The 20,965-nt window shown below is 68.9% G+C and carries 16 protein-coding genes; 12 read left to right on the top strand and 4 right to left on the bottom strand.

The genetic code is table 11. The features are described from left to right. Positions 1 to 47: 47 nt before the first annotated feature. Positions 48 to 1,100, top strand: coding sequence for a CobW family GTP-binding protein (locus QWG60_RS08940; RefSeq protein ID WP_146908577.1), 1,053 nt, complete (start codon positions 48 to 50; stop codon positions 1,098 to 1,100). 163 nt (positions 1,101 to 1,263) lie between these two features. On the opposite strand, the gene QWG60_RS08935 is transcribed toward QWG60_RS08940, so the two are convergent. After that, the gene (locus QWG60_RS08935; protein ID WP_046078598.1) at positions 1,264 to 2,028 is read right to left on the bottom strand and encodes a UDP-2,3-diacylglucosamine diphosphatase; all 765 of its coding nucleotides are present in this window, start codon (positions 2,026 to 2,028) and stop codon (positions 1,264 to 1,266) included. A gap of 77 nt (positions 2,029 to 2,105) precedes the next feature. Next, complete coding sequence (locus QWG60_RS08930; protein WP_046078599.1) at positions 2,106 to 2,612, bottom strand: peptidylprolyl isomerase; 507 nt, start codon at positions 2,610 to 2,612, stop codon at positions 2,106 to 2,108. Positions 2,613 to 2,764: 152 nt separating this feature from the next. Here QWG60_RS08930 and QWG60_RS08925 point away from each other — a divergent pair, with 152 nt between their 5' ends. Together QWG60_RS08925 and cysS are read left to right on the top strand one after the other, a co-directional pair. Then, positions 2,765 to 4,444 carry a glutamine--tRNA ligase/YqeY domain fusion protein gene (locus QWG60_RS08925; RefSeq protein ID WP_146908579.1) on the top strand — a complete coding sequence of 560 codons (1,680 nt, stop codon included), beginning with the start codon at positions 2,765 to 2,767 and terminating at the stop codon, positions 4,442 to 4,444. 1 nt (position 4,445) lies between these two features. Then, positions 4,446 to 5,855 carry a cysteine--tRNA ligase gene (cysS, locus tag QWG60_RS08920; RefSeq protein ID WP_107181848.1) on the top strand — a complete coding sequence of 470 codons (1,410 nt, stop codon included), beginning with the start codon at positions 4,446 to 4,448 and terminating at the stop codon, positions 5,853 to 5,855. A gap of 75 nt (positions 5,856 to 5,930) precedes the next feature. On the opposite strand, the gene QWG60_RS08915 is transcribed toward cysS, so the two are convergent. Further along, on the bottom strand, positions 5,931 to 6,149 hold the full coding sequence (locus QWG60_RS08915) for a hypothetical protein (protein WP_046078604.1): 219 nt from the start codon (positions 6,147 to 6,149) through the stop codon (positions 5,931 to 5,933). Positions 6,150 to 6,621: 472 nt separating this feature from the next. Further along, on the bottom strand, positions 6,622 to 7,578 hold the full coding sequence (locus QWG60_RS08910; protein ID WP_146908581.1) for a DUF1853 family protein: 957 nt from the start codon (positions 7,576 to 7,578) through the stop codon (positions 6,622 to 6,624). A 96-nt stretch (positions 7,579 to 7,674) separates the two neighbouring features. Between QWG60_RS08910 and osmF the strand changes: the two genes are divergently transcribed. The 9 genes from osmF to QWG60_RS08865 all read left to right on the top strand — a co-directional run bounded on the left by osmF (position 7,675) and on the right by QWG60_RS08865 (position 20,953). After that, complete coding sequence (gene osmF / locus QWG60_RS08905; RefSeq protein WP_146908583.1) at positions 7,675 to 8,601, top strand: glycine betaine ABC transporter substrate-binding protein OsmF; 927 nt, start codon at positions 7,675 to 7,677, stop codon at positions 8,599 to 8,601. Further along, positions 8,598 to 9,791 carry an ABC transporter permease gene (locus QWG60_RS08900; RefSeq protein ID WP_146908585.1) on the top strand — a complete coding sequence of 398 codons (1,194 nt, stop codon included), beginning with the start codon at positions 8,598 to 8,600 and terminating at the stop codon, positions 9,789 to 9,791. The genes osmF and QWG60_RS08900 overlap by 4 nt, the downstream gene beginning before the upstream one ends. Then, on the top strand, positions 9,788 to 10,732 hold the full coding sequence (locus QWG60_RS08895) for an ABC transporter ATP-binding protein (RefSeq protein ID WP_046078609.1): 945 nt from the start codon (positions 9,788 to 9,790) through the stop codon (positions 10,730 to 10,732). Before QWG60_RS08900 ends, QWG60_RS08895 begins: the two co-directional genes overlap by 4 nt. Continuing rightward, a complete protein-coding gene (locus QWG60_RS08890) occupies positions 10,725 to 11,477 on the top strand; it encodes an ABC transporter permease (RefSeq protein ID WP_146908587.1) in 753 nt (250 codons plus the stop codon). Before QWG60_RS08895 ends, QWG60_RS08890 begins: the two co-directional genes overlap by 8 nt. A 158-nt stretch (positions 11,478 to 11,635) precedes the next feature. After that, a complete protein-coding gene (locus QWG60_RS08885; RefSeq protein WP_046078611.1) occupies positions 11,636 to 12,841 on the top strand; it encodes a thiamine pyrophosphate-dependent dehydrogenase E1 component subunit alpha in 1,206 nt (401 codons plus the stop codon). A 1-nt stretch (position 12,842) separates the two neighbouring features. Then, positions 12,843 to 13,820: an alpha-ketoacid dehydrogenase subunit beta gene (locus tag QWG60_RS08880; protein ID WP_146908590.1), complete on the top strand. Its 978-nt coding sequence runs from the start codon at positions 12,843 to 12,845 to the stop codon at positions 13,818 to 13,820. Positions 13,821 to 13,842: 22 nt separating this feature from the next. Further along, positions 13,843 to 15,153 carry a 2-oxo acid dehydrogenase subunit E2 gene (locus QWG60_RS08875; RefSeq protein WP_146908592.1) on the top strand — a complete coding sequence of 437 codons (1,311 nt, stop codon included), beginning with the start codon at positions 13,843 to 13,845 and terminating at the stop codon, positions 15,151 to 15,153. Positions 15,154 to 15,182: 29 nt separating this feature from the next. Further along, complete coding sequence (locus QWG60_RS08870) at positions 15,183 to 17,039, top strand: protein kinase domain-containing protein (RefSeq protein ID WP_146908595.1); 1,857 nt, start codon at positions 15,183 to 15,185, stop codon at positions 17,037 to 17,039. A 233-nt stretch (positions 17,040 to 17,272) separates the two neighbouring features. Further along, positions 17,273 to 20,953, top strand: coding sequence for an ATP-binding protein (locus tag QWG60_RS08865; RefSeq protein ID WP_146908597.1), 3,681 nt, complete (start codon positions 17,273 to 17,275; stop codon positions 20,951 to 20,953). The last annotated feature ends 12 nt before the right edge of the window (positions 20,954 to 20,965 follow it).

The following is a 20,965-nucleotide window of genomic DNA, read 5'->3' as shown; positions in this document are numbered from 1 at the left end:
CATGCGATGATGACCACCGATCTTCCTTCCGTCGACGAGAGTTGCCCATGGCCCGGCCGCCGCTTCGCGATATTCCCGCCCATCTGATCACCGGCTTCCTGGGGGGTGGCAAGAGTACGCTCATCCACCACCTGATCGCGCACAAGCCACCCGGCGAGCGCTGGGCGGTGCTGATCAACGAGTTCGGCCAGGTCGGCGTCGACCAGACGATGTTCGCCGAACGCGACGATGTCGTGGTTCAGGCCCTGCCGGGCGGCTGCCTGTGCTGTCAGCTGGCCACGGTGCTGCAGACGAGCCTGGTGCAGCTGCTGCGACGCGAGCGGCCCGACCGGCTGATCATCGAGCCCTCCGGGCTCGGCCACCCGTCGGGGCTGATCGAGCTGCTGCGGGGAGAGGCCTTCGCCGGTGTGCTCTCGCTTCGGGACGTGGTGACGGTACTGGATCCGCGGCGCCTGGACGATCCGCGCGCGCGAGGCCACGAGACCTTCCTCGATCAGCTGCGGCTGGCCGACGGCGTGGCCCTGACCATGGTCGATCGGCTCGACGCGGCGCGGGTGACGGCGGCGCGGGACTGGCTGGCCGAGACGCTGCCGGGTGAACGCTGGGTCGTCGAGGCGCCTCACGGTCGCCTGCCGGTCGCGCGGTTGCTCGAGGGTGGCGCTCACCGGGAGGGAGCCGAGCCTGCCTCTCCGGCGGCGCATCGTGCTCAGGCCACGGCTCAGGCCCAGATCCAGACCCAGACGCCGGGGCTCTTGCTCGATCTCGACGCCCGGGCGCCGCGCGTCGGGGCGCCGGTGCGCGAGAGCGGCGCGTCACTGGGCCATGAAAGCCTCGGCTGGCGCTGGCATGCCGATGAGGTCTTCGCCGCCGCGGCCATCACGGCCTGGCTGGACGCCCTGCCGGCGGCGCTGCGGGTCAAGGGCGTGCTGCACACGGACACGGGATGGGTCACGGTCAATCGCGCGAGGAACGACGCGCCGCTCTCGCCCAGCGAGTGGCGCCGCGACTCGCGCCTGGAGCTGATCGCCGAGGCCGGAGGGATGCCGGACGCCGAGGCGCTCGAGGCCGGGCTTGTCGGCTGTCGTCGATCGGTGACTTGACCTGGATCAGGCATCATTTCGCTCTGTCGCTGGCGGCCTCGCGATGACTCACTAAACTTACTTGCTGTTGAGCAGAGACGGGGCCAGACCCTTCAGCGGCCTTAGGATTTGCAATCCTAAGGCCGCTGAAGGGTCTGACCCCAAGGTAAAATGAGAGTGTGCCTCAGTCCTGCAGCGGGAAGTCGCGCAGCACCGGCGCCTGTCCCGGGACGCTCTCGATTTCCCAGCCCTGGTCCGGCTGCCAGTCGCCCAGCACGAAGCGACGCGCCGGCGTGCCGTCGATGTCGACGTCATGGATGGCGGGGCGGTGGGTATGGCCGTGAATCATCGTGGTCACGCCGTGCTCGCGCAGGGCCTCGACCACTTCGGCCGGCGTCACGTCCATGATGTCCTCGGCCTTGTTCGAGTTGGCCTCCCCGGACTGGTCGCGCAGCTGCCTGGCGAGCGCGATGCGCTCGGGAATCGGCATGGCCAGGATCTGCGCCTGCCACTGCGGGTCGCGGGCCTTGGCGCGGAAGGTCATGTAGGCCTCGTCCCGGGTGCACAGGCTGTCGCCGTGCATCAGCAGCACCCGCTCGTCGCCGAGGTTGACCACGCTGGGATCGGGAAGCAGGGTGGCGCCGGCGGCTTCGGCGAAGCGTTGCCCGAGCAGGAAGTCGCGGTTGCCGTGCATCAGGTAGATCGTGGTGCCGGCCTCGGCGCGCCGCTTCAGGGCCTCGGCGATGCGCGCGGCGAGCGCGGCGGTGCCGGTGGGGTCGGCGGCGCCGAGGTCCAGCAGGTCATCGCCGATCCAGGCCTCGAAGAAGTCGCCGAGGATATAGAGCGCCTCGGCGCCGGCGGCGCGGGTCTCCAGCCAGTTCAGGAAGCCCTCGGTGATGGCCGGGGCGCCGGGATGCAGGTGAAGATCGGAGATCAGCAGGGTCGACATGGCATCTCTCGCGGGCAGAGGATGAAGGAAAACGCCCCCGCCGGAAGGCGAGGGCGCGGGACTCACGGGGCGAGGACTCAGGCCTCGGCGTCGTCCTGGACGTAGGCGCGCTGGATGATCACGTCCTCGGCCGGCACGTCGGCGTGCATGCCGCGGCGGGTGGTGGCCACGCCCTTGATGCGCTCGACCACGTCCATGCCCTCGACGACCTCGCCGAACACGCAGTAGCCCCAGCCTTGCAGGTTCTTGCCGCGATGGTTGAGGAAGTCGTTGTCGGCCACGTTGATGAAGAACTGGGCGCTGGCGGAGTGCGGGTCCTGGGTGCGGGCCATGGCCAGGGTGCCGCGGGTGTTGGCCAGGCCGTTGTCGGCCTCGTTCTCGATCGGGCCGCGGGTCTGCTTCTGGTTGAAGTCCAGGTCGAAGCCGCCGCCCTGGACCATGAAACCGTCGATCACGCGATGGAACAGGGTGTTGTCGTAGTAGCCGTCGCGCACGTACTGCTCGAAATTGGCGGCGGTCTTCGGCGCCTTGTCGTGGTTCAGGGCGACATGAATATCGCCGAAATTGGTCTGCAAGATGATCATCATGATGTCCTGTCTTCTCGAAGCGGGATGCCTTGGCGCCCTATGGGCAGGTGGCGCTATAATAGCCGTTTTGCGTCGATGCGCGAAGCCGTGGTCAGGCCCGCGGCGTCGCGACGACAGGCCCGCGTTCAACCAGAGGTTGCCCAATCAACATGACCAGCGAGACCACCAGCGCGCCGAACTTCATTCGCAACCAGATCAGCGAAGAGATCGAGGCCGGCCGACAGGGGAAGATCGTCACCCGCTTCCCGCCGGAGCCCAACGGCTTCCTGCACATCGGCCATGCCAAGTCGATCTGTCTGAATTTCGGGCTCGCCGAGCAGTTCGGTGGCGACTGTCATCTGCGCTTCGACGACACCAATCCGGCGAAGGAAGAGCAGGCCTATATCGACGCCATCAAGGAAGACGTCAGCTGGCTGGGCTATGAGTGGGCCGGCGATGTGCGCTTCGCCTCGGACTACTTCGAGACCCTCTACGAGTGGGCCCAGCACCTGATCCGCGAGGGCAAGGCCTACGTCGATGATCTGTCCCCGGAAGAGATGCGCGAGTATCGCGGCACCCTGACCGAGGCCGGCACGCCGAGCCCCTACCGCGAGCGCAGCGTCGAGGAGAACCTCAACCTGCTGGAGCGCATGCGCGTCGGCGAGTTCGCCGAGGGCGAGAAGGTGCTGCGCGCCAAGATCGACATGGCCGCGCCGAACATCAACCTGCGCGACCCGATCCTCTATCGCATCCGCCACGCCTCGCACCATCAGACCGGCGACACGTGGAAGATCTACCCGTCCTACGACTTCACCCACGGCCAGTCCGATGCCCTGGAAGGGGTGACGCACTCCGTCTGCACCCTGGAGTTCGAGGATCACCGCCCGCTGTACGAGTGGTTCCTGGACAACCTTCCGGTGCCGGCCAAGCCGCGCCAGATCGAGTTCGCGCGGCTGAACCTGAACTACACCCTGACCTCCAAGCGCAAGCTCAAGCTGCTGGTGGACGAGAACATCGTCGACGGCTGGGACGACCCGCGCCTGCCGACGCTGTCCGGCATGCGTCGCCGCGGCTATACCCCGGCCTCGATCCGCAAGTTCTGCGAGATGATCGGCGTGACCCGCGCCGACGGCGGCCTGGTCGATATCGCCATGCTCTACCACGCGATCCGTTCTGACCTCGAGGACAACGCGCCGCGCGCCATGTGCGTGCTCAAGCCGCTCAAGGTGGTGCTGACCAATGTCGCCGAGGACTTCGCGGAGACCTACCGGGTCGCCGGGCATCCGGCCCGCGAGGACATGGGTGTGCGCGAGATTCCCTTCGGCCGGGAAATCTACATCGATCGCGACGACTTCATGGAGGAGCCGCCGAAGAAGTTCTTCCGCCTGGCGCCGGGCAAGGAAGTGCGGCTGCGCAACTCCTACGTCATCCGCTGCGACGAGGTGATCAAGGACGAGGCCGGCGAGGTCAGCGAGCTGCGCTGCTCGGTCGATTTCGATACCCTCGGCAAGAACCCCGAGGGCCGCAAGGTCAAGGGCGTGATCCACTGGGTCAGCGCCGCCCAGGCGGTGCCGATGGAGGTGCGTCTCTACGACAACCTGTTCACCGTCGAGCAGCCGGACAAGGACAAGGACGCCGACTTCCTCGAGCACCTCAACCCCGAGTCGCTGACCGTGGTGCAGGCCATGGGCGAGCCGAGCCTGGCCGATGCCGCGCCCGAGAGTCGCTTCCAGTTCGAGCGGGTCGGCTACTTCTGCGCCGACCGCCACGCCTGCCGCGACGGCACGCTGGTGTTCAACCGCACCGTGGGACTCAAGGATGGCTGGGCCAAGGCCCAGAAGAAGGGCTGACATGCAGATCTACAACACCCTGACGCGTCGCAAGGAAACCTTCACGCCCATCGAGCCGGGCAAGGTGCGCATGTACGTCTGCGGCATGACCGTCTATGACTTCTGTCACCTGGGCCACGCCCGGGTGATGGTGGCCTTCGACGTCATCACCCGCTACCTGCGGGCCCGCGGCTACGACGTCAGCTACGTGCGCAACATCACCGACATCGACGACAAGATCCTCAAGCGGGCGGACGAGAACGGCGAGACCATCGAGGCGCTCACCGACCGCATGATCGATGCCATGCACGAGGACGAGGGCCGCCTGGGCGTGCTGCGTCCGGACGCCGAGCCGCGTGCGACCCAGCACCTGGACGAGATTGTCTCGATGATCCAGACGCTGATCGACAAGGGCTATGCCTACGCGGCGGACAACGGCGACGTCTACTACCGGGTGCGCAGGTTCGACGGCTACGGCAAGCTCAACAACCGTGACCTGGACGACATGCGCTCCGGCGCCCGGATCGACGTCGACGAGCACAAGGAAGACCCGCTCGACTTCGTGCTGTGGAAGGCCGCCAAGCCCGGCGAGGTCAACTGGCTCTCGCCCTGGGGCGAGGGGCGTCCGGGCTGGCACATCGAGTGCTCGGCGATGTCCACCTGCTGCCTGGGCGAGACCTTCGACATCCACGGCGGCGGGCCGGACCTGACCTTCCCGCACCACGAGAACGAGATCGCCCAGAGCGAGGCCGCCACCGGCAAGCCCTACGTCAACACCTGGATGCACGCCGGCGCGGTGCGGGTGAACCAGGAGAAGATGTCCAAGTCGCTGGGCAACTTCTTCACCATCCGCGACGTGCTCGAGCATCACGACGCCGAGGTGGTGCGCTACCTGCTGGTGTCGAGCCACTATCGCAGCCCGATCAACTACGCGCCGGAGTCGCTGGCCGACGCCCGTAAGTCGCTGGAGCGTTTCTACAATGCTCTGGACGGGCTGGCCCTGGACGGCGTCGAGGTGCGCGAAGGCGAGGTCGATGCGCGCTTCGACGAGCGCTTCACCGCGGCCATGGACGACGACTTCAACACCGCCGAGGCGGTGTCGGTGCTGTTCGACCTCGCCCGCGAGCTCAACCGCGCCAAGAAGGAAAGCCCCGAGCAGGCGCCGGCCCTGGCCGCCGAGCTCAGGCGCCTGGGCGGGGTGCTCGGCCTGCTGCAGCAGGCGCCGGCGGCCTTCCTGAAGGGCGCCGGGGCCGGCGAGCTGCCGCTGACCGAGGCCGAGATCGAGGCCAAAATCGCCGAGCGTGCCGCGGCCAAGAAGGCCCGCGACTTCGCCACCGCCGACGGCATCCGCGACGAGTTGGCCGCACTGGGCATCGTGCTCAAGGACAGCCGCGAAGGTACCGGCTGGGTGTTCGAGGCGCCGGGCGACTGAGTCCTGATACTCGATCGATCCGCAATGGAAACGCCCGGCCTTGTGCCGGGCGTTTCGCGTCTGGGGGCAGAAGACTCAGTGCGTTTCCTCGCCCAGCGTCTCGTCGACCAGTGCCATGGCTTCGTCGAGGCTGACGGCGACCGCGTCCCAGGGCAGGGTCGATCCGACGAGATGGCAGTGGTAGAGGGCATCGTCATCGATGTCGACACGGTGGATGTCGTTGCCCCGGTCGTCCTGCCACCAGTCGGCGTGGACATGATGCCAGCGCGGGGCGATCCGAGCGTTCATGTTCATGCGTCACCTTCCTTCGTGAGCCGCCCGCTCGGGCGATTGCTCAGCAAGCCTTCCAGATTTTCAGGCGGGGTTCCGTCAGCCCGTGCCAGCGTGAATAGAAATCGATCCGACGCTGGGCGTTGGCGAGGTCTACCGGGCCAAGGTCTTCATGAGGGGCGTGGGCGAGACAGCCGACGTCGACCCGTTCATGGGGCCGGGAGCGCGTTCGGAGGCGTGACTCCTGGCGTTGGCCGCGGCCCATCGGCCGCGCTCGAGGGAGTGAGTGTTGCTCAACGGGCATGTGGGGCAACCGCAGTACCTGGTTCATGTGGCATTCCTCCGAACGGCATGTAACCCAGGGAGCGACTCACTGTCGCCGGTCTGTCGGACCGCCGGGGGCGGCCTTATGGTCAGCATAGTTGAGAAACGCTGTTTGTAAATTCAGGTTACAAAATATGTCGCTCAAGTCCGGCGCGAGAAGGCCGTTAGTGCATCATGCCGGTGGCAGCGGGAGGCGATGGGGCCAGGCATCGTCGACGACGAAGACGCGCTGCCAGCTCGGGGACGAGGTGGTGTCGAGAAGGATGGCGAGCTGAACCGGCGCGCCGCCGCGGAGAAAGTGCAGGCGCAGCCGATGCTCGAGGACCGACAGCGGGCTCATCTGCGGGAGGGGAGGAAACGCCAGCCAGTGAGGCTTGCACAGCCAGGCGCCGAGCGCGTTTTCCGGCAGGCGCTCGCACCAGGCTGGCCAGTCGTGCCAGTGCAGCCACTGGCCGCGCAGGTGGTCGGGCGTGGCCTGGCGCGGGGAGGGCAGAGGCGTCTGCCAGGGGTAGAACAGCACCCCGGGCATGGCCAGGCGCTGACGCAGCCCCGGCACCGGCGCTCCCAGCCGTTCGGCCAGCGCCTGGCGCGCCAGCGGGCGCTGGGCCAGCGGCAGCTGGTGGTGCTCCAGGTGATGGCGCTTGAGGGCCAGGCTGTCGAGCCCGCCGGGGCCGACCCAGCGAGCCTGATCGTCGTCGGCGCCCGGGCCCTCGGTGAGACCCAGGTAGTACTTGATCGCCACCTCGAGATGGACGGGCACAGGATCCGGCGACTCGGCGTAGATCAGGTCGAGCTCGCCCAGGGTGCGACGTTCCTGAAGCACCGGCAGGTTGTGGGCGAGCAGGCGGGTATTCGGTGCGGTATCGAGCAGGAACTGCCACAGGCGCTCGTGATAGTGGCCCATGCGGCCCTCCAGGGCCGCGCCGACGTAGCGCTCCAGATCGCTCGGGGCGTCGTCCAGGTGGCTCAGATAGTCGCTCAGGGCGGCGTCGCTCTCGAGACCCAGGCTGCGGCGATCGGGGCGGCCGGGGGTCTCGAGGGTGATCAGGTCAGGTGCTTGCAACAGCCAGGCCAGGTCGCGTACCAGCGGGTGGCGCCAGGGGCGGATGTCATCGCGGAATGGCGGCATGCGGTCTCGCTCCGGGCGTTGAGATGGCGCTCTGACAGCGAAGCTATACAGGTCTTATACTCCAGCATACATTCATTCGGGAAGCGGGTGGTATCCATGCAGCCAGCACTGACACGTCTCGCCGCCATCGCGGCCGGCACCCTGATGACCCTGGGCGCGGCGCAGGCCCAGGACGCCGCCGGAGAGCCGGTGGTGATCGCCTCCAAGATCGACACCGAGGGCTCGGTGCTCGGGCAGCTGATCCTGCAACGCCTGGAGGCCGGCGGCATCGCGGTGGAGGATCGCCTGCAGCTGGGCGCCACCAGCATCGTGCGCACGGCCCTGACCGCCGGGGAGATCGATCTCTACCCGGAATACACCGGCAACGGCGCTTTCTTCTTCGACATGGCCGACAGCCCGGTGTGGAAGGACCCCCAGCAGGCCTATGAGACGGTCCGTCAGAAGGATCGCGAAGCCAACGATCTGGTGTGGCTGACGCCCGCCGAGGCCAACAACACCTGGGCGATCAGCGTGCGCGGCGATCTGGCCCGCGCGCACGAGCTGGCGAGCCTCGAGGACCTGGCCGGCTATCTCGACGACGGCGGCGAGTTCAAGCTGGCGGCGAGCGCCGAGTTCGTCGAGTCGCCCCAGGCGCTGCCGGCCTTCCAGGACGCCTATGGCTTCGAGCTCTCCGAGGACGAGCTGCTGGTGCTCTCCGGCGGCAATACCGCCGCCACCATGCGGGCCGCCGCCCAGCAGACCAGCGGCGTTAACGCCGCCATGACCTACGGCACCGACGGCGGCCTCAAGGCCCTCGATCTGCACGTGCTGGACGACACCCTCGGCGTGCAGCCGGTCTATCAGCCGGCGCCGGTGGTACGCGCCGAGGTGCTCGAGGCGCATCCCGAGATCGAGACCCTGCTGGCGCCGGTGTTCGAGGCGCTGGACCGCGACACCCTGCAGCGGCTCAACGGCGATGTGGCCGTCAACGGCCGTGATCCGGCCAAGGTGGCCGGCGACTTCCTCGACACCCTGGACGAATGAGCCGCGGGGTGAACGAGGAGACAGGGAACAGGGATGTGCCTCGCCCCAACGTCGTGCTGCTGAGCCTGCTGATGGCGACCCTGGTCGCCTGGAGCGGGCTCGATGCCGTCAGCGTGGCGCCCAATCGCATCGTACCCGGCCAGGGCCATGCCGCCTGGGAGGCGGCCGGCTGGCCGGTTTTTTTGATCAGCCTGGCGCCGCTGCTCGCCGTGCTGGCGCTGGCCTGGCGCCCGCAACGATGCCGCCTGCGCTGGGCCCTGGGGCTGGTGGTGGCGATGCTCGCCGCACTGCCGGCCTGGCTGGCGCTGGCCGCGGCCAGGCTGGTCGAGGCCGATCTGCCCCAGGCGCGCATGGGCGTGAGCGCCGGGGTCTGGGTGGCGCTGTTCCTGCTGCTGCTGGCGCTGATCGAGCTGCGCACGCGTTTGGCGCTGTCGCGGACGCTGGGCTGGTCGCTGCTGCTGGTGCCGCTGGCGAGCTTCGCCGCCTGGCTGACGTTCGGCCTCGAACCGCTGGCGCTGCGCCAGGAGTTCCTGGCCCGCCGCGACGGCTTCATCGCCGCCATTGTCGAGCATCTGCTGCTGGTCGGCGCCGCCGTCGGCGTCAGTTTAGTGCTCGGCGTGGCCCTGGCGCTGGCCATGCGCCGCTGGGCGCGCTGCCGCATGCTCGGCTTCGCGGTGCTCAACTTCCTGCAGACCATTCCCAGCCTGGCGCTGTTCGGTCTGCTGCTGGCGCCGCTGGCCTGGCTGGGCGCCCACGTCGAGTGGCTGGGGGCGCTGGGCGTGAGCGGCATCGGCGCCGCGCCGGCGCTGCTGGCGCTGGTCGGCTACAGCCTGCTGCCGATGGTGCGCAACACCTTCGTGGCCCTCGATGAGGTCGACCCCGGCGTGATCGACGCGGCCCGGGGCATGGGCATGAGTCGCGGCCAGGTGTTCCGTCAGGTGCGCCTGCCGCTGGCCGCGCCGGTGATCCTCGAGGGCATTCGCATCACCACCGTGCAGGCCATCGGCCTGACCGCCGTGGCCGCGCTGATCGGCGCCGGCGGCCTCGGCACCTTCATCTTTCAGGGGCTGGGGCAGGCGGCCATGGACATGGTGCTGCTCGGCGCCCTGCCGATCCTGGTCATGGCGCTGCTCGCCGATGCCTTGCTGGGCGCCCTGACCGACCTTACACGCCAGGGAGAGGCCACATGATCGAACTCATCGGCGTGTCCAAGCGCTTCGGTGACACCGCCGCGGTGGACGACATCTCGCTGCGCGTCGAACGCGGCGAGCTGTGCGTGCTGGTGGGCACCTCCGGCTGCGGCAAGTCGACGACGCTGCGCATGATCAACCGCCTGATCGAGCACAGCGACGGCGAGATCCACATCGACGGCCAGCAGATCCGCGACTTCCGCGAGGAGACCCTGCGCCGGCGCATGGGCTATGCGATCCAGAGCACCGGGCTGTTTCCGCACTGGACGGTGGCGCGCAACATCGGCCTGGTGCCGCGGCTGCTGAAATGGCCTCCGGCACGGATCCGCGAGCGGGTCGAGGAGCTGATGGCGATGCTCGGCCTGTCGATGCAGGAATTCGCCGGCAAGTATCCGCGCCAGCTCTCCGGCGGTCAGGCCCAGCGGGTCGGCGTGGCCCGGGCGCTGGCCGCCGATCCCGATATTCTGCTGATGGACGAGCCCTTCGGGGCGCTGGATCCGATCACCCGCGAGACGCTCCAGCACGAACTGCGCGAGCTTCAGTCGCGGCTGCAGAAGACCATCGTCTTCGTCACCCACGACATGGACGAGGCGCTGCGGCTGGCCGATCGGCTGGTGGTCATGGACGGCGGACGCATCCGCCAGCAGGGTCATCCGCTTGAGCTGCTGCGCGAGCCCGCCGACGCTTTCGTCGAATCGCTGCTCGGCGGCGAGGACCGCGGCCTCAAGGAGGCGGCGCTGCTGACCGTCGGCGAGCGGATGATGCCGCTGAGCCCGCGGCTGCTGCCGCGGGAGCGGATCTCCCGCCACGCCACCCTGCGCGAGGCGCTGTCGATGATGCTGTGGCGCCACGCCGAGCGCCTGGCCGTGGTCGATGACGAGGACATGCCGGTCGGCGAGCTGTCGCTGCGCCAGCTGGTGGGGGCGAAGCATCATGAGTGAGGCGGTGAGTCGCCTGGTCTCGCGGGGAGGGACGCGCTGGCTGGTGCCGCTGGCCTGGGCCGTGCTGCTGCTCGCCGCCTGCGTGGGCATGCCCTGGCTCGAGGGGCTGTTCCGGCTGGTCGAGCCGGACAGCCGCAGCGTCGTCTATGCCCGGGCCGATTTCCTGACGCTGCTGGGCCGCCATCTGCTGGTGGTGGCCGTCGCGGCGCTGGCCGCGGTGGCGATCGGCGTCGGCGCCGCGGTGGCGGTGACGCGGCGTGCCGGCCGCGACTTCCTGCCGCTGGTCGCCCAGCTGGCCTCGATCGGGCAGACCTTCCCGCCGGTGGCGGTGCTGGCGCTGGCGGTGCCGGTGCTGGGTTTCGGCACCCTGCCGATCATCGTCGCATTGCTGCTCTACGGGCTGCTGCCGATCGTGCGCAACACCCTGACCGGGCTCGAGGGCGTCGACTCCGGCGTGCGCGAGGCCGCCCGAGGCATGGGCATGACCAGCGGCCAGCTGCTGCGCCAGGTGGAGCTGCCGCTGGCCTGGCCGGTGATCCTGGCCGGCATCCGCACCTCGGTGACCATCAATATCGCCACCGCGGCGATCGGCGCCACCGTGGGGGCGAGCAATCTGGGCGACCCGATCATCTCCGGCATCGTCAACGGCAATACTGCCTACGTGCTGCAGGGCGCACTGCTGATCGGGCTGCTGGCGCTGACCGTGGACAGCGTCTTCGCCCGGCTGCAGCCGGCCGCCGCTTAAGAACGCGGCCTCGCCGGCGTGTGACTTTCGTCGTGCTATCGAAGGTTTTTAGTTTACGTTAACGTCAGAGTCGTGCGTTGATCGACGCCCGGGCGATCCCCTGGCGGTCCGACACAAGAGCGACAACACTGCCCCCAAAAGGGGTAAGGATCACGACGATGACCACGACGCGAGATATTCACGTGCCGGAGTTTCTGGCCGGTGACGAGTTCAGCATTCCCACCTATCGGGTGCTGACCCAGGAGGGCACCCTCTGCGAGGGCGCCGAGGCTCCGACCCTCGAGCGCGACGAGGCTCGGGCCATCTACCGGGCGATGATCGCCACCCGGGTGCTCGACGAGCGCATGATGGCCGCCCAGCGCCAGGGCCGGCTCAGCTTCTACATGCAGTGCACCGGCGAGGAGGCCGCGGTGATCGGCGCCACCGCGGCGCTCGACGAGGCCGACATGATCATGGCCCAGTACCGCGAGCAGGGCGCGCTGGTCTATCGCGGCTTCACCTTCGACGAGTTCATGAACCAGCTGTTCGGCAACGAGCTCGACTACGGCAAGGGGCGCCAGATGCCGATCCACTACGGGTCGCGCAAGCTCCATTACATGACCATTTCCTCGCCGCTGGCCACCCAGATTCCCCAGGCCACCGGCTATGCCTACGGCCAGAAGCTGGCCGGCGAGGGCCAGTGCACCGCGGTATTCTTCGGTGAGGGCGCCGCCTCCGAGGGCGACTTCCACGCCGCCCTGAACATGGCGGCGGTGCACGAGGTGCCGGTGATCTTCTTCTGCCGCAACAACGGTTACGCCATCTCCACCCCGGCCATCGAGCAGTTCGCCGCCGACGGCGTGGCGCCGCGAGCCTTCGGCTATCGCATGCACGTGATCCGCGTCGACGGCAACGACATCCTGGCGGTCCATCGCGCCACCCAGGAGGCACGGCGCATCGCCGTCGAGCACAACAAGCCGGTGCTGATCGAGGCCATGACCTATCGTCTGGCCGCGCATTCGTCCTCGGACGACCCCTCCGGCTATCGCTCGCGCAAGGAGGAGGAAGCCTGGCGCGAGAAGGACCCGATCCTGCGCATGCAGCGCTGGATGTACGACCAGGGCTGGTGGAGCGACGATGAGGAGAAGGAACTGCAGGAGCGGCTGCGCCGCGAGGTGCTGGAGGCCATGAAGCGCGCCGAGAAGCGCCCGCCGCCGCCCCTCGATACCCTGGTCACCGACGTCTACGCCGAGGTCACGCCGGCCCTGCAGCAGCAGCTCGATGCGCTCAAGTCCCATATCCGCCGCCATCCGGAGGCCTATCCGAAGGGGGCGCGCTTCCTCGATCCCGAGCTGAGCCGCACCGACGACGAGGGAGAGTCCTGATATGCCGACCATGAATCTGCTGCAGGCGATCAACCACGCCCTGGACATCGCCATGGCCGAGGACGAGAAGGTGCTGTGCTTCGGCGAGGACGTGGGTGGCTTCGGTGGGGTCTTCCGCGCTACCAGCCATCTGCAGGAACGCTACGGCCGGGCGCGCTGCTTCAATACGCCGCTGGTGGAGCAGGGCATCGTCGGCTTCGCCAACGGCCTGGCCGCTCAGGGCTCGGTGCCGGTAGCGGAGATCCAGTTCGCCGACTACATCTTTCCGGCCTTCGACCAGATCGTCAACGAGACCGCCAAGTTCCGCTATCGCTCCGGCGACCTGTTCAACGTCGGCGGCCTGACCATCCGCGCGCCCTACGGCGGCGGCATCTCCGGCGGCCACTATCACTCCCAGTCGCCGGAGGCCTACTTCACCCATACGCCGGGGCTGAAGATCGTGGTGCCGCGCAATCCCTACGAGGCCAAGGGCCTGCTGCTGGCGTCCATTCGCGATCCGGACCCGGTGATCTTCTTCGAGCCCAAGCGGCTCTATCGCGCGTCCACCGGCGAAGTGCCGGAGGAGGACTATCAGCTGCCGCTGGGCGAGGCCGAGATCACCAAGGAGGGCAGCGACGTCACCCTGGTGGGCTGGGGCGCCCAGATAGAGATCATCGACCGCGCGGTCGAGCTGGCCGAGAAGGAGGGCATCTCCTGCGAGGTGATCGACCTGCGCACGCTCTTGCCCTGGGACGCCGACACCGTGGCGGAATCGCTGCTCAAGACCGGCCGGCTGGTGGTGACCCACGAGGCGCCGCAGACCGGCGGCTTCGCTGGCGAGATCGCCGCCACCCTGCAGGAGCGCTGCTTCCTGTACCTGGAATCGCCGATCCTGCGCGTGACCGGCCTGGATACGCCCTTCCCGCTGACGCTGGAGAAGGAGTATCTGCCGGATCACCTCAAGGTCTTCGAGGCCATCCGCGAGAGCGTCAACTACTGAGTCCAGGACAGGAGCAAGCACGATGACCGAGTTCAAGCTGCCCGATATCGGCGAGGGTATCGTGGAGTGTGAAGTCGTCGAGTGGCGGGTCGCCGAGGGCGACGCCATCGAGGAGGATCAGCCGGTGGTCGAGGTGATGACCGACAAGGCCCTGGTCGAGATCACTGCCCCCGAGGGCGGGCGGGTCACCAAGCTGCACGTGGCCAAGGGCGAGATTGCCAAGGTCCACGCCCCGCTGTTCGCCTACGAGATGGCGGACGGTGAATCGGCCGCCGAGCCGGAGGATGCCGAGGCATCGGCGCCGGCGAAGGAGGTCGACGACGACGCTGACACCGACACAGGAGCGCCCCGCCTCGAGACGCCGGCGCCGCAGGCGAGCACCGTGTGCTCCGCCGAGCAGGAGCGCCCCGACCGGGCCGCCTCGGGCCAGGGCCCCCATGGCCGGATTCCGGCCAGCCCCGCGGTGCGCCGCCTGGTGCGCGAGCATGACCTGCGCCTCGAGGACGTGCCCGGCTCCGGCAAGGACGGCCGGGTGCTCAAGGAGGACGTGCTGGCGCTGGTCCAAGGCGACGGGGCAGCCGCCGAGCCGGTGGCGCCCGCTGCCGCATCGGGCAGGGGGCAGGATCAGGCTCAGGGTGAGATACGCGTCGAGCCGCTGCGCGGCGTGCGCGCGGCCATGGCCCGCCAGATGGTGGCCGCGGCCTCGACCATCCCGCACTTCCAGTACGGCGAGGAGATCGACGTCACCGAGCTGCTGGCGCTGCGCGAGCGGCTGAAGCCCCGGGCCGAGGCGCGGGAGGTCAGGCTGACCCTGATGCCGTTCTTCATGAAGGCCATGGCGCTGGCGATACGGGACTACCCGCTGCTCAACAGCCGGCTCAACGAGGCCGGCGACGAGATCCACTATCTGCCGTGCTGCAACATCGGCATGGCGGTGGACGGCAGGGCCGGCCTGATGGTGCCCAACGTCAAGGGCGTGGAAGGCCTGAGCCTGCTGGACGTGGCCGGCGAGATCCAGCGGCTGACCGCCGCGGCGCGGGAAGGGCGCGTGGCCCAGGCGGATCTCCAGGGCGGCACCATCAGCATCTCCAACATCGGTGCCCTGGGCGGCACCTATGCCGCGCCGATCATCAACGCCCCGGAATCCGCGATCGTCGCCATCGGCAAGAGCCAGTGGCTGCCGCGCTTCGACGAGGCCGGCGAGCTGACTCGCCGGGCGATCATGACCGTGACCTGGGCCGGCGATCACCGCCTGCTCGACGGCGGCACCATCGCGCGCTTCTGCAACGCCTGGAAGGGCTACCTGGAAGACCCGGAAACCATGCTGCTCTAGCTGAGCTGAGGATCGCCACGGGGAGGACGATGACCCAGCCGCTGCAGCAGTTCTATATTCCGGAAGACCAGTCGGTCTATCTGCTGAGCCATCACGACGCCCGCAAGCTGCGGGAGTGGGTGGCACTGTGCCAGGCCCAGCTCGAGCAGCTGGGCTACCGGCACATCGAGCTAATCGGCAAGGGCGCCTACGGCTTCGTGTTCGCCGGCCTCACCGCCGGCGGCGAGCAGTACGTATTCAAGTTCACCCGGGTCAACCTGCCCCAGTCGCTGCAGGACCGCCTCGAGGAAGAGGCCTTCATGCTCGAGCAGGTGGCCCATCCCCGGGTGCCGAGGCTGATCGCCTTCCAGCGGGTGCGCCACCAGTCGATCCTGGTGATGCAGCGCGCGCCCGGTGAGAACCTGGAGGAGGTCTCGCTGCGCGAGGGACGGCTGTCGCCGCGGCGGGTGGTGCACATCGCCGCCCAGCTGGCCGATATCCTGCGCGCCCTGCGCCGCGAGTCCGGCCCCTCCGGCCGGCCCATCGTCCACGGCGACATCAAGCCCTCCAACCTGGTGTTCGACGAACGCGACGAGAGCGTGGCGCTGATCGACTGGGGCTCCTCGGTGTTCGCCCAGCTCGACGCCGAGCTGCAGTTCGTCGCGGCCAACGTCATGGAGCTGATGTCGGACAACCTGCAGCAGACCAACGCCCGCTTGGGCGACGTCTATTTCATCGGCGACGACCAGCTCAACGGCGCGCTGTCGTCGCCGCGCTTCGACGAGCAGGGCGCCGCCGGCACGCTCTATGCGCTGGCCTCGGCCCAGTCGTGTCGTTTCGGTCACCGCGCGATTCCGGCCACCTCGCTGGGCCTGCCCATGGAGTTCGCGCGCATGCTCGACGGCATGCTCGACCCCGACCCGCGCACCCGCATGAAGGCCGGCGATCACTTCCTGCGCGAGATGCCGCGCCTGTCGCGGCTGGTGATGCTCGACCTGCCGAGCCCGCCCGAGGCGCCATTGGTGCCGGTATGGGCCCGGGCCGCCGACCGCGAGATCGACACCGTGGTCTACAGCTCGCGCAAGGCCTTCCTGCGCGAGGAGGACGGCCGGGAGACCCTCAGCGACGTCAACGACGTGCAGCTCGACCGCTACTACAAGAACTTCATGCAGGGCATGGGCGAGACCGAGAAGGCCTTTCTCGCTGCGGTCAGCCGGCTCGGCAAGTACCCGGTGGTGGGCGGGCTGGCGGTGCGCTGGGAGGCCGACGGTGTCTACATCGACTCCTCGCTGAACCTGCATGATCCCGAGCTCAAGCCGGCCTTCATCGCCGCAGTCAACAACATGGTCGACCTGGCCCGGGGCATCCACCGCCGTGGGATCTTCAAGAGCTGCCTGTTCAACGCCCGCGATACCCTACACCTGGACCGCGAGGGCCCGGATCGGCCCTTCGTGATCCCGTCCGACCTGCGGCTGGCCTACGAGGTCAGCGCGGTGCCGGAGCTCGAGGACCGTTCGCGGCTGCACAGCTACTTCGAGGACGGCCCGGACCCGGAGGAGTTTCTGGTGCTTCCGGAGGCCATCATCGCCTCGCTGGAGGCGCTCAACGAGATCCACCACACCGGCATGATCATCTTCGAGGCGCTGCCCGAGCACCTGAAGATCCATAGCCACTACCGGCTGCTCGACCCGTCCCGGGAGGCCGAATTCCGCCGCCGGCTGGACGACATCCTCGCCGCGGTGGGGTGCATCGAGGGGCTCGGCGTCTCGGGCTTCATGAAGATGCCCTACAAGGACACCCGGGTCTTCGCCCACGTGGCCCGCCAGCCGGAGCGCTTTTATCCCCGCGACCCGCGCGCCGCCCTGGCCGCGATGAGGGAGCTGGCTGACACGGAAGGCCGTCCTTAGGGCCTTTCGGCCATGAGCTTACGCCGTCACTCTGGCAAGATAGGCGGCCTTGGAGCGCCTTCTGTTAGCCAGACATCGGGGGCCGGGGGCAAGGCGGAGCGAGGTTCTTTTGACCAGGGGCGTCAAAAGAAGCGCCCAGGGACGGGTTTACAGCGTCCTCGCGAAGGCTTGCCCCCGGCGTTGCCCCACATGTTCCGGCGCTCGCGACTGTCAGCAAAGATCAAGGACGCCGCATGGCTCAGCTGTTACGCATCGTGATGATCCACGGTCATCTCGAGGGGGTGGTCGAACTGGATGTCGATGGCCACACCAACATTTGCGGCACCAACGCTTCGGGCAAGACGACCCTGCAGCGCCTGGTGCCGGTCTTCTACGGGGAGCTGCCCAACCGGGTGGTGCCCAAGACCCGTCGCAAGTTCGATGCCTTCTACCTGCCGCATCGCAACAGCTATCTGGTCTACGAATATCGCCGAGAGGAGGGCGACGTCTGCCAGGCGGTGTTGACTCGCAAGAGCGAGGGCGGCGTCGAGTATCGCTTCGTCGGCGCGCCCTATCGCCCCGAGGACTATCTGGTCGAGACCGAGGGCGGCGTGGTGGCCCTCGACTACGCCCAGTGGAACCAGGGGCTGCGCCGCCAGGGCACCCCGGTGTCGCACAAGCTCGGCGCCACCTCGGAATACCGCGCGGTGATCCAGAACGACTTCACCCAGCACGGCGGCGGTGGCGGCCGCCGCGAGGGCCTGAAGCTGCGCCAGGTGGCCGCCCGCTTCAGCCTGGTGCGCGCCGGCCGTCGCATCCGCCACATGGAGAAGCTGGTCTCGGCGGTGCACGCCAAGGAGGGCAAGATGGACACCCTCAAGACCATGCTGGCGGCGATCTTCGAGGAAGACGGCGTCGAGCTGCCGATGACCCGCATCCGCAACACCAAGGCGCGGGAGTGGATCGCCCGCATGCGCCAGTCGATGCGCCTCGAGCCGCTGCAGAAGGCCCTTTCGGACCTGCAGCGCCAGGACCGCGAGATCGCCGATCTGGAGGCCGGCCTGTGGCAGCTGCGTCCCCAGCTCGAGGCCGACCGCGCCCGGGCCGAGCGCGGCCGGGCCGATCTCGAAGCGCAGATCGGCGAGCGCCAGCGCGACTTCCAGGCTCGCGAGCAGGCCTACGAGCAGGCGCGCCAGGACGTCAACGACCGCCTCAGCGAAATGGGCAGCGAGCTCGAGCAGACCCGCACCGAGCTCGACGATCTCCAGCGCCGCTTCGAGGCCTTCGAGGAGGCCGACATGCCCGGCCTGGAGCAGGACCTCAAGGCACTGCCCCAGTGGCGTGAGCAGCAGCAGGGCCTGCGCGACCATCTCGAGTTCATGCAGCAGGCGGTGCAGGAGAGCAAGGCCCGCCTCGAGGCCCGGCTGGTCGAGCTCGGCGATCAGCTCGAGCGCCGTCGCGACGAGCTCCAGGCCCGGATCGACGCCCTCGGCGAGGAGAAGGAAGCCCGCCGCGAGAGCCAGCGCGAGGCCGAGAGCCGCCTCGACGCCGACTACCAGACCCGCCGCCAGGCGCTGGACGGCGACTACCGCGGGCGACTCGAGCGGCTCACCGCGCGCCTCTCCGAGCTCAAGGCCGAGCTCGCCCACGGCACCCAGACCGAGGAGGAAGCCCGCGAGGCCGAGCGGGCCCAGCTGCGCGTCGACGAGGCGCGCAGCGCCCAGGACGCCATCGCCGCCACCCTCGACGCCCTGCGCGGCGAGCTCGACGGCCACAAGCGCGCCCGCGACGACGCCGAACGCGAGCTCGACCGGGTCCGCCAGCAGCGGGCCCGGGCCGAGGCCCGTCTCGAGGCCCTGGAGGTGCAGCGCGATCCGGCCCAGGGCAGCCTGCGGCACTTCCTGCGCCATCACCGGCCCGGCTGGGAGCAGACCCTGGGCAAGGTGCTGGCGCCGGCGCTGCTCGAACGGCGCGATCTCGCCCCGCAGCTCAACGACGACGCCAGCGACGACCTCCACGGCCTGGCCCTCGACCTGGCCGCCATCGCGCTGCCCGACCACGCCCAGGACGAGGCCGGCCTGCAGGCCGAAATCGGCGCCGCCGAGCAGGCGCTGGACGACGCTCGGGGGGCGGAGCAGGACGCCGAGAAGGCGCTCAAGGCCGGTCACGACAGGGTGCAGGAGGCCGACGCGCGTCTCGAACGGGCGGGCGGCGAGAAGCGTCGCGCCGCCGAGGAAGTGGACTACGCCTTGCAGGCCCGTAGCCAGTGTCAGCTGCGTCATCAGCAGGCGCAGCAGGAACGCCAGGCGAGCCGCCGCCGAGCCCTCGAGGAGCAGGAGGCGGTGCAGCAGGCGCTGCGCGAGGAGCGCGACCAGGCGCTGGCGACGCTGGACGAGACCCACCGCGCCCAGCGCATGGAGCTCACCGCCGATCACCAGGGCCAGCTGGCCGGCGTCGATCGCCAGATCGAGCAGTATCGCCGCCAGCTCGGCGAGCTCCGGGAAGACAACCGCCGCCAGCGCGAGGAGCTCGAGGCCGCCTTCGATCGCGAGCTGGCCGATCGCGGCGTCGACCCGGTCAAGGTGCGGGAGACCCGGGCGAAGATCGAGGACCTGGGCCAGCGCATCCACGACACCGAGGCGCGGCGGGACGAGCTCGACGCCTACGCCCGCTTCATGCGCCTCGACTGGGGCGAGCGCAAGCCGCGGCTGGTGGCGCGGGAAGCGGAGCTGAGCCAGGCCCAGCAGGCCGCCGAACGCGAGCGCAAGACGCTCAAGGACGCCTTCGACGCCGACCGGGCCGAGCATCGGTCGGCGGTGGGTGAACTCAAGACCCGCCGCGAGGCCGAGCAGGCGCTGGTCGAGACCCTGGCGCCGCTGCTCGACACCCTGGAGGGGCTGACCCTGGCGCCGGCCAGCGAGCCGCTCGGCGAGGCACCGGGTGACGTCGACGAGCGCATCGAGCGCGCCCGCCAGGCGCTCACCGACCATGCCCGCGCGCTCGACGCGCTGCGCCGCGGCTGCGAGAAGATCGAGGCCGACCTGATCAAGGGCGCCAGCGCCGACTTCCAGGACACCCTGGAGGCCGAGCGCGCCAAGCTCGAGGACACCGGTCCGCGCCGCCTGCTGGCGGTGCTGGCCGACATGCTGCAGCTGCTCGAGGGGCAACAGCAGCAGCTGCTGCAGGAAGGGCGCAATCTCGGCGACGATCTCGACAAGTTCTTCACCGTGTTTCGCGACCTCAACCGGCGCATCAACGCCCAGAGCCGGCGGCTTTCCGACGAAGTGGCCGACGACCTGAGGCTCGAGGGCATCGGCAAGGCCGAGGTGAAGATCCAGTCGACCATCGACGAGCTCGGCTTCTGGGAGCCGCTCAAGCGCTTCGCCCAGCGCTACCGCGAGTGGCGCGACGGCGGCCGCACGCTGCCGGACGACGACTACCTCGACGCCCTGGGCGACGTGGTGGAGCTGTTGCGCAGCGACCAGCAGTACAGCGTCGAGAGCCTGCTGCGCCTGGAGCTGCACCTCAACGAGGGTGGCGCCGACCTGGTGATCAAGAACGACCGCCAGCTGCTGGAGTCCTCCAGCCACGGCATGGCCTACCTGATCCTGTGCAAGTTCCTGCTGGCCTTCACCCGGCTGCTGCGCGGCCCGGCCGAGGTGGCCGTGCACTGGCCCATCGACGAGATCGGCACCCTGGCGTATCACAACGTCGAGAAGCTGTTCGACGCCTGCGACAACAACCGCATCCATATCGTCGGCGCCTTCCCCAATCCGGAGTCGGACGTGCTGATGCTGTTCCAGCACCGCTATCTGATCGACCGCGACGAGACCGCGCCCGACAAGCGCCGGCTCAAGCGCATCGAGCCGCGACTGAGCCGCCTGGCCCAGCGTCTGGAGGAGCGCCAGAGCGACCGTCAGGAGGCATCGGCATGAGCGAGGACATGA

Origin of the sequence: Halomonas halophila (assembly GCF_030406665.1) — a bacterium.
Taxonomy (GTDB): Bacteria; Pseudomonadota; Gammaproteobacteria; order Pseudomonadales; family Halomonadaceae; genus Halomonas; species Halomonas halophila.
The sequence above is the reverse complement of the archived record's forward strand: the minus strand, read 5'-3'. Positions and strand labels throughout refer to the sequence as shown.

What these genes read in the sequence shown, in the direction of transcription:
- QWG60_RS08880 (WP_146908590.1), top strand. Translation starts at nt 12,843, where the DNA reads ATGCCGACCATGAATCTGCTGCAGGCGATCAACCACGCCCTGGACATC.
- QWG60_RS08935 (WP_046078598.1), bottom strand. Translation starts at nt 2,028, where the DNA reads ATGTCGACCCTGCTGATCTCCGATCTTCACCTGCATCCCGGCGCCCCG.
- cysS (WP_107181848.1), top strand. Translation starts at nt 4,446, where the DNA reads ATGCAGATCTACAACACCCTGACGCGTCGCAAGGAAACCTTCACGCCC.
- QWG60_RS08885 (WP_046078611.1), top strand. Translation starts at nt 11,636, where the DNA reads ATGACCACGACGCGAGATATTCACGTGCCGGAGTTTCTGGCCGGTGAC.
- QWG60_RS08940 (WP_146908577.1), top strand. Translation starts at nt 48, where the DNA reads ATGGCCCGGCCGCCGCTTCGCGATATTCCCGCCCATCTGATCACCGGC.
- QWG60_RS08925 (WP_146908579.1), top strand. Translation starts at nt 2,765, where the DNA reads ATGACCAGCGAGACCACCAGCGCGCCGAACTTCATTCGCAACCAGATC.
- QWG60_RS08870 (WP_146908595.1), top strand. Translation starts at nt 15,183, where the DNA reads ATGACCCAGCCGCTGCAGCAGTTCTATATTCCGGAAGACCAGTCGGTC.
- QWG60_RS08875 (WP_146908592.1), top strand. Translation starts at nt 13,843, where the DNA reads ATGACCGAGTTCAAGCTGCCCGATATCGGCGAGGGTATCGTGGAGTGT.
- QWG60_RS08910 (WP_146908581.1), bottom strand. Translation starts at nt 7,578, where the DNA reads ATGCCGCCATTCCGCGATGACATCCGCCCCTGGCGCCACCCGCTGGTA.
- QWG60_RS08895 (WP_046078609.1), top strand. Translation starts at nt 9,788, where the DNA reads ATGATCGAACTCATCGGCGTGTCCAAGCGCTTCGGTGACACCGCCGCG.
- osmF (WP_146908583.1), top strand. Translation starts at nt 7,675, where the DNA reads ATGCAGCCAGCACTGACACGTCTCGCCGCCATCGCGGCCGGCACCCTG.
- QWG60_RS08900 (WP_146908585.1), top strand. Translation starts at nt 8,598, where the DNA reads ATGAGCCGCGGGGTGAACGAGGAGACAGGGAACAGGGATGTGCCTCGC.
- QWG60_RS08915 (WP_046078604.1), bottom strand. Translation starts at nt 6,149, where the DNA reads ATGAACATGAACGCTCGGATCGCCCCGCGCTGGCATCATGTCCACGCC.
- QWG60_RS08930 (WP_046078599.1), bottom strand. Translation starts at nt 2,612, where the DNA reads ATGATCATCTTGCAGACCAATTTCGGCGATATTCATGTCGCCCTGAAC.
- QWG60_RS08890 (WP_146908587.1), top strand. Translation starts at nt 10,725, where the DNA reads ATGAGTGAGGCGGTGAGTCGCCTGGTCTCGCGGGGAGGGACGCGCTGG.
- QWG60_RS08865 (WP_146908597.1), top strand. Translation starts at nt 17,273, where the DNA reads ATGGCTCAGCTGTTACGCATCGTGATGATCCACGGTCATCTCGAGGGG.